The sequence below is a fragment of the Actinomadura spongiicola genome (assembly GCF_003432485.1).
Classification (GTDB): Bacteria; Actinomycetota; Actinomycetes; order Streptosporangiales; family Streptosporangiaceae; genus Spirillospora; species Spirillospora spongiicola.
The window spans coordinates 818,777-832,185 of sequence record NZ_QVNQ01000001.1 but is presented as its reverse complement, the minus strand read 5'-3'; the positions used below and the strand labels follow the sequence as shown (position 1 = coordinate 832,185).

The following is a 13,409-nucleotide window of genomic DNA, read 5'->3' as shown; positions in this document are numbered from 1 at the left end:
CGGATCCTCCTCGTGATGTCGTTCGGCGCGAGTTCAGAGCGCCATCCAGGTGGTCTTGAGAGCGGTGAACTTGTCCAGGCCGTGGACGCTCTTGTCGGCGCCGTGGCCGGACAGCTTCCGTCCGCCGAACGGGACCGAGGCGTCGCCCTCCTCGTAACAGTTCACCCACACGGTTCCGGCGACGATCCGGCGGGACACCCGGTGCGCGCGGCGCAGGCCACCGGTCCAGACGGAGGCGCCCAGGCCGAAGTCCGAGTCGTTCGCGATCTTGACGGCCTCGTCCTCGTCCCGGAACCGGAGCACCGACAGCACCGGCCCGAAGATCTCGTGCTGGGCCAGCCGGTCCCCGGGGGACACCTCGGTGAACACCGCCGGGGAGAGGTGGAATCCCGGGCCGTCCGGGATCTCCTCGCCGCCCAGGACGAGGCGGGCGCCGCTCCGGCGTCCCGCACGGATCTCGGCCGCGACGTCCTCGCGGTGGCCGCGCGTCGCCAGCGGCCCGAAGTCCGTCGCGGGGTCGAGCGGATCGCCGGCGCGCAGCGTGGCGAGCCGTTCGGTCACCCCGGCGACGACCTCGTCATGGAGCGACGCGTGCACGAGCAGCCGCGAGCCCGCCGTGCACATCTGGCCGGAGTTGAAGGCGATGGCCCAGGCGGCGCTGTCCATGGCGGCGTCGAGGTCCTCGACGTCGTCGAAGATGATGTTGGGCGACTTGCCGCCCAGTTCGAGCGCGACCGGCTTGAGGTTGGACTCGCCGGCCGAGCGCAGCAACCGGCCCCCGACCGCGGGGGACCCGGTGAACGTGAGCGTGTCCACGCCGGGGTGGCGGGCCAGGGCCTCGCCGATCACCGGGCCGCTTCCGGTGATCACCTGGAGGACGCCGTCGGGCAGGCCCGCCCTGGAGCCCAGTTCCGCCACCCGCAGCATCGACAGCGGGGTCTGGGAGGCCGGCTTCAGGACCACCGAGTTGCCGGCGACCAGCGCCGCCGGCACCTTGAAGCACGCGAGCGTCAACGGGAAGTTCCACGGCGTGATGGCGCCGACGACGCCCAGCGGTTCGCGGCTCACGATCGCCAGCGAGTCCGGACGGCCGCGGGGCGACTCGTCCATGAGCTTGTCGGCCAGCTCGCCGTACCAGCGCACGAGCCCGATGCTGGTCCGGACCTCGACCGTGCGGGCGGTGACGACCGGCTTGCCCATCTCCAGCGCGATGAGCAGGGCGAGTTCGTCGCGATGCCGTTCCAGCAGGTCCGCCCACCGCAGCAGGACGTCACCGCGTTCCCTCGGGGGAAGGCGCGACCACACGCCGGAGTCGAACGCGCGGCGCGCACCCGCCACCGCGCGTTCGACGTCGGCGACCCCGCCCGCGGGAACCGTCGCCAGGTCGCTGCCGTCCCTGGGCGTCACCAGTGTCCGCACCGAGCCGTCGGCGGCGGGGCTCCAGGCGCCGTCCAGCCACATCGCCTCGGGCAGGCCGTTCACGGCCCAGATCGCCTCCCACTCGGCGGTGCTGGCCGGCATGGACAGGTCAGAACTCATCCGCGCTCCCGTTCTTCGACGTCAACCAGGCGAAGACCGGGTCTCCGCCGGCCTGCCACTCGGGGTGCCACTGCACGCCGAGCACCGGCCGCATGGGCATCTCGACTGACTCGATCACCCCGTCCCGCGTCCTGCCGGTGACCACGAGGCCGACGCCGCACCGGTCGATCGCCTGGTGGTGCCACGAGTTACGGACGGCGCGGGGGCCGTACAACCGGTGGGCGAGGGTGCCCGGTTCGAAGGCGACCTCGTGGTCCGGCGTCCCGCCGTGCGGGGCGAACAGCGGCGAGTCGTGCCGGACGTCGCCGGGCGGAAGGTCCGGTATGAGCGTGCCGCCCAATGCCACGTTCAGGATCTGATGCCCACGGCACACGCCCAGAAGCCGGATACCGGCGTCGAGGGCGGCGCGCACCAGCTCGATCTCGTACTCGTCCCGCTCGTGGTCGTACGCGGACAGGTTCTCTCGCGGGTCCGTGGCCAGCGACGGGTCGACGTGGTCGTCGCCTCGCCAGCGGCGCGGGTCGACGTCCTGCCCCCCGGCGATCACGACCGCGTCGAGCCTGCGGACCACCTCGCGGGCGGGCGCCTCGAAGGGCAGATGGACGGGGATGCCCCCGGCCGCGGCGATCGACCAGGCGAAGTCCACGGCGTGGTTGTCGAACTGGACGTTCGCGAAACGCCCGTCCCGTCCGAGGGACAGCCGGCCGTTGCCCCTGCGGCCGGTGACGCCGACCAGCGGCGCGGTCATCGATCCTCCTTCCGGGGCCGGATCTCGACCACGATCCGGCGCCCCCGGCCCGCGGCGAGCGACTCGAACCCCTTGTTGATCTCCTCGAACGGGACCACGTCGCTGACCAGGCGGTCGAGACGCAGCCGTCCCCGCAGGTGCAGGTCGACGTACTCGGGAATGTCGCGGACGAACTGGTTCGATCCCATGAACGAGCCCTGGAGGGTCTTCTCCAGGAAGAACAGGTCGTTTCCGTCCAGGCGGATCGGCGGGTCGGACGGCACCATGCCGACCACCGTCGCGACACCGCCGGGCGTGAGCATCGCCATCGCCTGGGCGACCGCCGACGCCGCTCCGACGGCCTCGATGACATGGTCGGCTCCGCCGCCGGTGATCTCGCGCACCTGGGCGACCACGTCGGGGCCCCGCCCGTCCAGCGCGTGCGTGGCGCCCAACTCGCAGGCGGCGGCCAGCTTCTCGGGAACGAGATCGACCGCGATGACGGTGCGCGCGCCCGCCAGCCGCGCGCCCTGGATCGCGGCCAGCCCGACGCCCCCGGCGCCGATCACCACCACGCTCGACCCCGGCTCCACCCGGGCGCGCCGCACCACCGCGCCGATGCCGGTGGTCACGGCGCAGCCGAGGATGCTCGCCGTCGGCAGCGGCATCTCCGGCGGGATCGCCACCAGGGCGTTCCGGTGCACGACCGCCATCTCCGCGAACGCTCCGATTCCGGCGGTCGGCCTGACCGGGCGGCCGTCCAGGGTGGTCAACCGGTCCGGGCGTCCGGAGGCCAGCCAGGTTCGCCGGGCACAGATGGACGGCATGCCGCGGACGCAGGCACGGCACCGCCCGCAGAACACCGACAGGCACGTCACCACAAGATCCCCGGCGGTCAGGTCATGGACGGCGGAGCCCACCCGCTCGACGAACCCCACCGCCTCGTGGCCGAGCACGATCGGGGGTGTGGTGGCGAACGTCCCGTCGATCTCGTGCAGATCCGAGTGGCACAGGCCCGCGTACGCGATCCGGACGAGCACCTCGTCCGGCCCGGGATCTGACAGGATCAGCTCGCGCGTCACGAGCCGCCCCGGCGCCCGGGTGAGCACCGCCGCGATGATCTTCCTCATCGGGTCCGCCCCGGTCCGGCGGGACGGCAGTGGTAGCGCGACCTGACGAAGCGCCGGGTCCGCCACCAGTACTCCGCGTTGAGCCCCGGCCAGAGGGTGTCGATCTTCCCGTTGGGGCTCTGGTACCAGCCGACGCACCCGGATCCGTAGACGCTGCGGCTCAACCGCGCCTGCACCTTCTCGTACGCGGCGTCCTGGACGTCCTTGCGGACGTCCACGCTGTGCAGCCGGTACCGGCGCATGTGCCCCAGGGCGTCGGTGATGTAGCGGACCTGCGCCTCGATCATGAACGTCGCCGAACCCGCCCCGATGCCGGTGTTCGGCCCCATGACGAAGAACAGGTTGGGAAAGCCGTGCACCGACAGCCCCAGGTAGGAGCACGCGCCGTCCGCCCAGGCGTCGTGCAGCTCCTTGCCCGCCGCGCCGAAGACCTTCATCGGCACCAGATCCCGCACCTGGAAGCCCGTGCTGAACACGATCGTGTCCACCTCGCGCTCGGTGCCGTCACCCCCGATCACGGACCGGGGGCGGATCTCCCGCAGCTCGTACGGCACCAGCTCGACGTTGGGCCGCTGCAACGCCGGGTACCAGTCGTCGGACATCACCCGGCGCTTGCATCCGATGCTGTAGTCGGGGGTGACCAGGCGGCGCAGTTCGGGGTCGGAGATCGACCGCTCGATGAACGCCCTGGCGATCTCCTCCTGCCGCCTGATCGTCCGGTCCTGGCGTTCGAAACCGAGGGCGATCCGGTCGTTCAGCCAGAACCTGTGCCAGCGCCGTGCCTTCAACACCCACGGAAGCCGCCGGTACACGGCCGCCTCGAACCGTCCGATCGGCCGGTCGTCGCGCGGGAGCACCCAAGGCGCCGAGCGCTGGAAGACGTGCACCGCCTCGGCGTCCCTGGCGAGTTCCGGCACAAGCTGCGCCGCCGTCGCGCCGCTGCCGACCTGCGCGATGCGCCTGCCCGCGGCGTCGAAGGAGCCGTCCCACTCGGCCGAGTGCAGGATCCGTCCCTTGAAGGAGTCCAGGCCCGGCAACTCGGGAATCGCCGGATTGCTGAGCACCCCCGTCGCGGAGATGACGATCTGCGCGCGGAACCTCTCGCCGCCGACCGTCCCGACGGACCATTCGCCGGCCGACTCGTCGTAGCGCAACTCCTCCACCGTGACGCCGAACCTGATGTGCTTCCGCAGCCCGTGACGATGGCTGAGCCCGATCAGGTACGCCTGAAGCTCCCGACCGCCGGCGTACAGGCGCGTCCACCCGGGGTTCGGGTCGAACGACAGGGAGTAGTTCAGGATCGAGGTGTCGACGGCGATCCCCGGGTAGCGGTTGGCGTGCCAGGTGCCGCCGACCTCCTTGGAACGCTCCAAGATCGTCAGCCGGGTCACCCCGAGGCGCTTCAGCCTGATGGCGGCGCACAGACCGCCGATGCCGCTGCCGACGATCACGACCGAGGGCCACCGTCCCGGTCGCCCGCCCGGTCGCCGCCGTGTCCGGTCTAGCATGGCCGGCTCCTTTCGTGGAACTCCGGCTCAGACGGACTCGCGTCGCCCCATCGACACCTGCGCCGAGCCCGGCTCGCCGTCCTCGAACAGGAAGTGCGGGTCGCGCATGATCCCGTCCTTCTCGATCCAGCCGCAGGTGGGCTCACTGGCCTGGTAGCCGATCAGCCGGCGGATGTCGTCGGGCAGGGCCCGGACCTCGTCCAGGGTCAGCGACAGGTAGTGGTTCTCCTCCTGGCGCAGGTAGCTGAGGTCGAGCGTCACCGTGATGCCGAAGCGCGAGCTGTCGGTACGGTTCGTGCCGCCGGCGTGGTAGGTGCCGCCGAGCCAGATCAGCCCCGAACCGGCGGCCATCTCGGTCGGCACCGCCTCCTCCGCCTTCGGGGCCCGCTCGTCGTCCCACTTGTGGCTGCCGGGGATCACGAGGGTGCCGCCGTTGGCCGCGGTGAACTCGGTGACCGCGACCATCACCTGGACGCGCGCCTGCCGTCCGCCCTCGGGGTGGCGCCACTGCCACACCGTGTCGTCGCGGTGCAGCGGCTGCCGGCCCTCCCCCGGGTGGATGTCGATGGCCTGGGTGACGCCCACCTGGACGGTCGGGACGGTCGTCACCCGGTCCGTCCCGAGGTAGATGTGCTCCGGCAAACACAGGAAGTGCTCGGCCGCGGCGCGGAAGTGCGACTGCCGGACGATCGCCGGCGCGTGCCCGGTGTGCTTGAACAGCGCGCCGAGGCGGCGGGTCCGGGTGCCGGAGAAGTAGTCGTCCTGCCCGAAGCCGAGATCGTCGAGGATCGGGCGCAGGTCACCCTCCAGCCCGGCCCTCGTCTGCTCGTCCACGAAGTTCTCGACGATGACGCCGCCATCGCGTTCAAGGACCTCGATGACGTCGTCGGCGCCGGCCGAGGCCGGCAGCGTGGTGAGTGCCATGCGGAAACCCTCCCAGAGGATCGATCGCCTGACTTGTTCAAACGACCAAGTCAGATGACAGCATCTCAGCGCGTCGCCGCGGCGATGTCAAGAGGGAGATTTCGTCAGAAATGACGGCGGTGACCACTCCAGCCCCTGAGGGCAGGCGGAGTGGTCACCGCATGGTCGCCCGTCCCGATGGGTCAGGCGTGAAAAACGGACGGCCGGCGGCCGTCATCGCAGGTGGGAGGTCAGACCCGGACCAGCATCTTGCCGGTGTTACGCCCCTCGAACAGCCCCAGGAACGCCTCCGGAGCCCGGTCGATGCCCTCGACGAGGGTCTCCTCGGTCACCACCCGCTCATCGGCCAGCCATGCGGCCATCTCCTCGCGGAACCTGCCGTACAGGTCCTGATGGTCGGTGATGATGAACCCGCGCAGGGTCAGCCGCCGGCTGACGAGCTGGCCGAGGTTGCGGGGTCCCGGCGCCTCCTCCTCGGAGTTGTAGCCGGAGATCGACCCGCACAGCGCCGCCCGGCCGAAGTCGTTCATCACCTCCACCGCCGCCTCCAGCAGCGGGCCCCCGACGTTGTCGAAGTAGACGTCGACTCCCTCCGGCGCCAGCTCCACGAGACGGCGTGCCGGGTCGGGCGTGTGGTAGTCGAACGCCGCGTCGAACCCGAACCGTTCGGTCAGGGCGGTCACCTTCTCCGGTGACCCGGCCGAGCCGATCACCCGCGCCGCGCCCTTGAGCTTGGCGATCTGACCGGCGACGCTGCCGACCGCTCCGGCGGCTCCGGAGACGAACACGACGTCCCCGTCCCGCAGATCCGCGATGTGCGTCATGCCGACATACGCCGTGAACCCGGTGACGCCCAGCGGCCCCAGGTAGGCCGACGTGGACAGGCCGGGCAGCTCGTCGACCCTGCTGAACAGCTTGCCGTCTCCCTGGGCGACGTCGCGCCAGCCCAGGAAGTGCGTCACCAGATCGCCCACCCTCAGGTCGGCCGACCGCGACTCGACCACCCTGCCCACGGCGTCGCCGGTCATCGTCTGGCCCAGCTCGAACGGCGGGATGTAGGACGCGCCCTCCCGCATCCGTCCGCGCATGTACGGGTCGACGGAGACGAAGTCGTTCACGACCCGCGCCTCACCGTGCCGGAGGGCCCGCAGCCTCTCGGTCACGATCTCGAAGTCCTCGGCGACGGGAAGCCCGTCGGGGCGCCGGACGAGGCGCACCTGTGTACTGATGCCGTCGGTCACATGACCACCTTCCAGGTCAGGCTCACGTCGAATCGGGCACCAGTGCCTCGACCATGGTGATGGCGCGTGCGGTGTCGGTCCGCAGCCTGTCGTTGTCCTGGTGCGCGTTCCATTGCAGGTTCATGCCGTCGAGAACGGCGATGATCATTCGGCTGAGTTCGTTGACGATCGACTCGTCCTCCCCCTCGCGCATCGAGGCGCGCAGCACGGCGTCGTAGCGGTCCACCGACAGCGAGTAGACGTCGGCCGCCAGCAGCGACTTCTCCCCGGGCTGGCGCATCGCCCACTGGAGGAGGTCGAACTGCGCCCGCGCGTAGTCCTCGTTCGCCATGATGAAGTCGACGCCGCGGGTCAGCAGGCGGACGGCCGCCGCGCGAAGCCCTTCCTTGGGCGCGTCCTCGGCGACGCCCGCGGCCTCGGCGACCAGGTTCGCCTGGCGTTCGAAGACGGCCCAGAACAGTTCGTGCTTCGTGTGGAAGCAGTAGTGCAGTGTGGCGAGCGGGGCGCCGGCCTCCTCCGCGATGCGTCGCGTGGTCGCCCCCGCGACGCCGTGCTCCGCTATCACCCTGAGTGTCGCGTTGAGAAAGTCCACGCGTCGACGCTCAGCGGGCACGCGAGCCATGAACCGCCTCCTAGTCGATCGACCAAGTCAGATGTCTAGATAACGCTTCGATCATAGCCTCCCCAGGGTGTGGAAGCGCCGGTAGGTCAGGCCAGCTCGAAGTACCGCCTGGCCTCCCACTCGGTGAGAGCGGAGTCCGGGCCGCCTCCGTGCAGGTGGTAGGAGAGCCACTCCCAGCGGCGGGTTCCGACCCAGTAGTCGATCAACTCCCGGCCGAGCGCGTCGCTCAGCACCGTGTCGCGTTCCAGGGCCTCGGCCGCCTGCGAGATCGTCCGTGGCAGCCGTTCGGCGTCGGACGGCAGGCTCCAGGCCATCAGGTCCGACGGCGGCGGCGGCTCGCGCCGTTCCGCGATTCCGGCCAGTCCGGAGCCGAGAACGGCGGCGAGCACGAGATAGACGTTGGAGTCGGAACCGGGCACCCGATGCTCGATCCGCGAGTAGGCCGGATGCCCGACGACCGCGCGAATCGCGGTCGTCTTGTTGCCGACACCCCAGGTCACGGTGGTCGGAGGCCCTTCGAGATCGACCAGGCGCCGGTAGGAGGTGATCCATGGCAGCGCCAGCGACGTCGTGCCGGGCATCGAGGCCATCACGCCGCCGAGGAAGTGGGTCATGAGCTCGCTCGGGCCGTCGGGCGCGTAGAAGACGTTCGTCCCGTCGCGTTCCAGCGAGACGTTGAGGTGCGACGCCTGGCCGAACTCGTCGCACCACTTGGCCATGAACGTCACCGAGTGCCCCAACCGGTCGGCGACCTCCCGCATCACCTGCCGGGCCCGCGCCCAGCGGTCCGCGACCGTCAACGGGTCGGCGATCTCCAGGTTCAACTCGACCTGACCGCTCGCGGCCTCGTCGTTCCACGCCTCCCAGGGGATGGCGAGCTCGTCGAGCCGGGCGGCGACGGTCCGCATGTAGGTGTCCCAGTCGGCGGACTTCGCGAGGACGTAACACGCCCCGGACTCCCCACCGAGCGGCGTCAGGTCCCGGTACCCCTTGAGGCGGGCCTGCCGGAGCGGCTCCTCGAAGACCGTCGCCTCCATCTCCACCGCGACCTTGATCCGGTAGCCCCGGTCGGCGGCGTCGGCCGTCACCCGGCGCAGCGCCTGGCGCGGGCAGGCGCTCAGCGGGCTTCCGTCCACGGTCCAGAAGTCGCCGATCACCGAGGCCCGGCCGGGCTCCCAGACGCACAACGTCGAGGTGTCGGCGCGCAGAAGGATGTCGCCCATGTTCGTCCGCCACGGCGGCAGCGCGAAGCCGAAGTAGGCGACGTTGCCGAGGTCCAGGCCGAAGGCGGCGATATCGGCGAACGCGAAACCGGTCTCCAGCCCGGAAAGGAACTTCTTCGTCGAGACGACCTTGCCGATCAGCGTTCCGTCGAGGTTCGTCCCCTCGATCCTGACGCTGTCGATCGCGTGCTCGCGCAACCAGTCCGCGACTTCGGAGCGGGAGAGCCCGGGACGGATCTCAACCATGGAACTTGACCTTCCAATGGGCACCGCACAGCACGGAAAGCTGCGGCAGCGTACCGACAAGCGAGAGCGCCCCCGAGTAGAGGTCGTCGAAGAGGTTGCCCAGGCCCGAGAACGTCCGGGCCAACTGGTCGGCGCTTCCGGTCAGGACCACACCCGCCGGGCCGTCGCCGAGGACCAGTTCCTCCCCGGAGCCGGAGCACTTCACCACGATCTGACCGGGCATGCCCGGATCGTCGCCGGTCAGGCTCCAGAAACGAGTCGCCGCGTCCTGCCAGGAGGGCAGCGGCGGATTGAGAACGGCGTTGAGCGCGGCGAGCCGTCCCCCATCGATGGGGGTGCCCGGCAGGGCGTGCACCTCGAACTCCGTCGCGGGGTCACAGCCGACGACCAGGTCGGCGTCGCCGGAGACACCATGGACCACCCGAACGCCGCCACGACCGAACCTCAAGGTGGCGGACTGATGGTCCGTGGACGAGCGCACGCCCACGACGTCCGCCGACTTCTCCACGACCGGCAGCAGGTCAGGGTGACGGCAGGCGGCCCGGATCGTGCGCGCGAGCGAGAGGACGAACGGCGTGGGGTCGTCCTCGACGGTCACCAGGATGTCCCCGCTCACGCCGGGTTCGTGGACGTCAAACGTGATCATGACTTCTCCCGAGGGGGTCGGACGCCTCCGGCAGGGCGACCAGGCGGCCGGGAAGGTCGAGTTCGAACTCCCGCGTCTGGCCTCCCGCCGCCAGGAACCGGCTCAGCCGGTGACGAGCCGCCGGGGTGGCGAGCGATTCGTGGAACAGCCGTTCCTCCTCGATCAGCGCCTCGACGAGCGGCAGTTCCTCGGCGGCGCGGACGGCCGCCTTCGCCTGTGCGATGCTCTCGGCCGGGAACGACGCGATCCTCATGGCCAGGCGGCGGACGAAGCCGACCAGCTGGTCCTGTGGCAGCGCCCGGTTGAGGAAGCCGTAACGCTCGGCGAGATCCGCGTCGAGATCCTCGCAGCCGAGAATGACCTCCAGGGCCCGTCCACGTCCCAGCAGTCGCGGCAGCCGGACCGTTCCACCACCGCCGGGGATGATGCCCGTCGCCACCTCGGTCTGGGCGATCACCGCGGTCTCCCGGGCGCCGAAGCGCATGTCGAGGGCGGCGAGCAGTTCGGCCCCGCCGCCGCGGGCCCGCCCTTCCAGCACCCCGATCGTCGCCTTCGGCATCGTTCGGAACTGTTCGGTCATCCGGTGGAACCTGCCGAGCCCTCCCCCGGCCCGGGCCCACCGTCCGGCGGGTTCGGCCTGGATCCGCGAGGCGTCCACATGGGCGATGAAGAAATCCGGATCAGCGCTGCTGAGCACCACAACCCGGATCGAGGGGTCGTCGCGCAGCGCGGCCGCCGCGGCCTCGATGCCGCCGATCAGTTCTTCGTCGAGGAGGTTGATGGGCGGATGGTCGATCGTCACCCACGCCACACCGCGATCCGTCTCGACGTGCAGCCCCGGATGGCGAGTCGTGGTGGGCCGCCCGTTCGCGCTCCTCACTCCTGCTCCCCGGCGGATTCCCGAAGCGACCGGTAGATCTCGGCGAAGTCACCATCAAGCCGACCGGCGGCCTGGACCTCTTCGAGGTGCCGGATCACCGCCCGGCCGAGCAGCGGCTCCATGTCCGCGCGGTCCATCGCCTCGACCACCCCGCGCATGGCGGCCAGGTAGACCTCCGCCGGGGAGTCCTCGGCCGCGAAGTCGTTCTTCGCGATCATGTCCTCGCGTTTGGCCAGGAAGCCGGTCATGACGTTGAGCCCGTGCACCAGCACCGGACGAAGATCGGCGAACCCGAGACCTTCTCTCTCGGCGTACGCCGCGGCCTCCATCGCCGCCCCGATCGCCGGGATGTAGAACCCGAGCTGGGCCGCGTCCAGCACGTTGGCCAGCCGGACCGGCTCACCCAGATGATCGGTGCCGGTGCCGAGGAGTTCGAGCAGCTCGTGGTGCCGTTCCCACAGCTCGTTCGGCCCGGAGAACTTGACGACACCCTTCTCGGTGCCGATGTGGGACGGGTAGCAGATGATCGCCCCGTCGAGCAGCCGGCCACCGCGCGCCGTGACCAGCGCTTCGAGCTCGTCCGCCTCGTGGGGTTGACCGGTGGTGAGATTGACCAGGTCAACGCCCTCCAGTGACGCGACCGGCTCCAGCCGCTCGACCAGTGCGGCGTAGTCGGACAGCGCCGAGATCGTGACCGGGCTGAGGGTCAGGGCGTCGGTGAAGCCCTCGGCGACCGTGGCACCGGCCTCTCGCAGGCGTTCCGTCTTGGCGGGCGTCCGGTTCCAGACCGTGACGGTACGGCCCCGCTCCATCAGCACCCGGGCGATCGCGGCCCCCATGAAACCCGCACCCAGAACGGTCACATCGGTCATCTCGCTCCTCCGGGCACCTCACCGACCACTGACATGAACAAACGACTTGTTCATATGACCAAGATGGCGGACCGGCGGCGCCGGTGTCAAGGAGCAGACCCCCAACTCTGCCCCAACGGCCCAGGTGAACCCGTGGTTCGGCACGGCCCCGACCCGCGTGGAACGCCGGGCGCGACACCGCATCGCGCCCGTCCGCGCCTCGCCCCGACACCACGTTCAGACTCGCACGGCGCCCTTTGATTTCGGCTCGACGGCAACGGATCGCATTTCGATTACCCGGTGATCTCAGTCCCGTTCCGCTATGGAAACATTCCGTCCCGGACAAGTGAACCGCGCCCACGTTGCCGCGGTGGGGTTCACAAGCAAGGCGCCCTCGCCTACCTTTCGGTGAGCAATCGTGCCCGCTCCCGATCGGTGGTGTGATGGACTCCGTAAACGACTTCCTGAGCGATGCCAGCAGCTTCATCTGGGGCCCATGGCTGCTGATCCCACTGCTTCTGCTCACCGGCCTTTACCTGACGTTCCTGCTGCGCGGACTCCAGGTGCGCCATTTCCGGCTCGCGTTCTGGCTCGCCTTCGTGAAGCGATCGGACTCCGACGCCGCCGAGGGCGACATCTCGCACTACCAGGCGCTCGCCACGGCCCTCGCCGCCACCGTCGGCGTCGGCAACATCGCCGGTGTCGCCACCGCGATCGCGCTCGGCGGCCCCGGCGCCGTCTTCTGGATGTGGTTCACCGGCATGGTCGGCATGGCCACCAAATACAGCGAGGCGTTCCTGGGGGTGCGTTTCCGCCGTCCCGACAGCGCGGGTGAGCAGGGCGGCGGGCCGATGCACTATCTCAGGAACGGCATCAAGGGACCGCTCGGCGTCTTCCTCGGCGGGTTCTTCGCGGTGGCCGGCGCCATCGCGGCGTTCGGCATCGGCAACGGCGTGCAGGCCAATACCGTCGCCGCCAACGTCGAAGAGGAGTGGGGGCTCGACCCCTACATCACCGGCGCGATCGTCACCGTGTTCACCGCCGCCGTCATCCTCGGCGGCATCAAGAACATCGGCCGTGTCACCAGCGCCTTCGTCCCCGTCATGATCGTCTTCTATATCGTCGGCGCGGCGGCCGTGCTGGCCTTCAACATCGGCGAGGTGCCCTCCGCGATCGGCCTGATCTTCTCCGACGCCTTCTCCGGCACCTCCGCGACCGGCGGCTTCGTCGGCGCCGGGGTCGCCGCCGCCATCCGGTACGGCGTCGCCCGCGGAATCTTCTCCAACGAGTCCGGGCTCGGCACCGGCGGCATCGCCGCCGCCGCGGCCAAGACCGACCATCCCGTCCGGCAGGCGCTGGTCTCGATGACGCAGACGTTCATCGACACCCTGGTCGTGGTCAGCTTCACCGCCCTCACCATCGTCGTCACCGGCGTGTGGAAGGACGCCGGCGAGGACGAGGCCGCACAGTTCACCGCCCGCGCCTTCGACGAGGGACTGCCCGGCGACTGGGCCAGCGTCATCGTCACCCTGAGCGTGATCTTCTTCGCGTTCTCCACCATCCTCGGCTGGTCCTACTACGGCGACCGCTGCGTGGAGTTCCTGTTCGGCCGTCGGGCCGTCCTGCCCTACCGCCTGCTGTTCATCGTGGTCGTCTACGTCGGCTCCGTCACCACCCTCACCACGGTGTGGACCTTCTCCGACATCATGAACGGCCTCATGGCACTGCCGAACCTGATCGGCCTGCTGATCCTGTCCCCGCTCGTCTACCGGGAGACGCGGGACTACTTCCGCGACCGTCCCTCGAAGGACAAGACCGCCGAAGCCTCAACGAAATAGAGAAACCCGCGATGCCGTCGCCCGTCCCGGGCGG

Annotated in this window: 12 protein-coding genes; 1 reads left to right on the top strand and 11 read right to left on the bottom strand. The window is 70.1% G+C overall.

Annotated features, from left to right (window positions below; genetic code table 11):
* Positions 1-33: 33 nt before the first annotated feature.
* From D0T12_RS03915 to D0T12_RS03865, 11 genes are all read right to left on the bottom strand, one after another.
* Positions 34-1,539, bottom strand: a complete 1,506-nt coding sequence (locus tag D0T12_RS03915) for an aldehyde dehydrogenase family protein (RefSeq protein ID WP_199487265.1) — start codon at positions 1,537-1,539, stop codon at positions 34-36.
* Complete coding sequence (locus D0T12_RS03910; RefSeq protein ID WP_117397830.1) at positions 1,529-2,287, bottom strand: gamma-glutamyl-gamma-aminobutyrate hydrolase family protein; 759 nt, start codon at positions 2,285-2,287, stop codon at positions 1,529-1,531. Before D0T12_RS03910 ends, D0T12_RS03915 begins: the two co-directional genes overlap by 11 nt.
* Entirely contained in the window at positions 2,284-3,396 is a 1,113-nt protein-coding gene (locus D0T12_RS36960; protein ID WP_117398041.1) for a zinc-binding dehydrogenase, read from the bottom strand. The genes D0T12_RS03910 and D0T12_RS36960 overlap by 4 nt, the downstream gene beginning before the upstream one ends.
* Positions 3,393-4,904, bottom strand: a complete 1,512-nt coding sequence (locus D0T12_RS03900) for a flavin-containing monooxygenase (protein WP_117397829.1) — start codon at positions 4,902-4,904, stop codon at positions 3,393-3,395. The genes D0T12_RS36960 and D0T12_RS03900 overlap by 4 nt, the downstream gene beginning before the upstream one ends.
* A gap of 27 nt (positions 4,905-4,931) precedes the next feature.
* Positions 4,932-5,828 carry a phytanoyl-CoA dioxygenase family protein gene (locus D0T12_RS03895; protein ID WP_117397828.1) on the bottom strand — a complete coding sequence of 299 codons (897 nt, stop codon included), beginning with the start codon at positions 5,826-5,828 and terminating at the stop codon, positions 4,932-4,934.
* 230 nt (positions 5,829-6,058) lie between these two features.
* Complete coding sequence (locus D0T12_RS03890; protein WP_117397827.1) at positions 6,059-7,069, bottom strand: NADP-dependent oxidoreductase; 1,011 nt, start codon at positions 7,067-7,069, stop codon at positions 6,059-6,061.
* Between the two features lie 22 nt (positions 7,070-7,091).
* A complete protein-coding gene (locus tag D0T12_RS03885) occupies positions 7,092-7,661 on the bottom strand; it encodes a TetR/AcrR family transcriptional regulator (RefSeq protein ID WP_158581399.1) in 570 nt (189 codons plus the stop codon).
* Between the two features lie 116 nt (positions 7,662-7,777).
* Entirely contained in the window at positions 7,778-9,160 is a 1,383-nt protein-coding gene (locus tag D0T12_RS03880; RefSeq protein ID WP_117397825.1) for a glutamine synthetase family protein, read from the bottom strand.
* The gene (locus tag D0T12_RS03875; RefSeq protein ID WP_117397824.1) at positions 9,153-9,806 is read right to left on the bottom strand and encodes a hypothetical protein; all 654 of its coding nucleotides are present in this window, start codon (positions 9,804-9,806) and stop codon (positions 9,153-9,155) included. Before D0T12_RS03875 ends, D0T12_RS03880 begins: the two co-directional genes overlap by 8 nt.
* Positions 9,793-10,686: an enoyl-CoA hydratase/isomerase family protein gene (locus D0T12_RS03870; RefSeq protein ID WP_199487264.1), complete on the bottom strand. Its 894-nt coding sequence runs from the start codon at positions 10,684-10,686 to the stop codon at positions 9,793-9,795. Before D0T12_RS03870 ends, D0T12_RS03875 begins: the two co-directional genes overlap by 14 nt.
* On the bottom strand, positions 10,683-11,558 hold the full coding sequence (locus D0T12_RS03865; RefSeq protein WP_117397823.1) for an NAD(P)-dependent oxidoreductase: 876 nt from the start codon (positions 11,556-11,558) through the stop codon (positions 10,683-10,685). The genes D0T12_RS03870 and D0T12_RS03865 overlap by 4 nt, the downstream gene beginning before the upstream one ends.
* Before the next feature lie 422 nt (positions 11,559-11,980).
* Between D0T12_RS03865 and D0T12_RS03860 the strand changes: the two genes are divergently transcribed.
* Complete coding sequence (locus D0T12_RS03860) at positions 11,981-13,375, top strand: alanine/glycine:cation symporter family protein (RefSeq protein ID WP_117397822.1); 1,395 nt, start codon at positions 11,981-11,983, stop codon at positions 13,373-13,375.
* Positions 13,376-13,409: the final 34 nt, after the last annotated feature.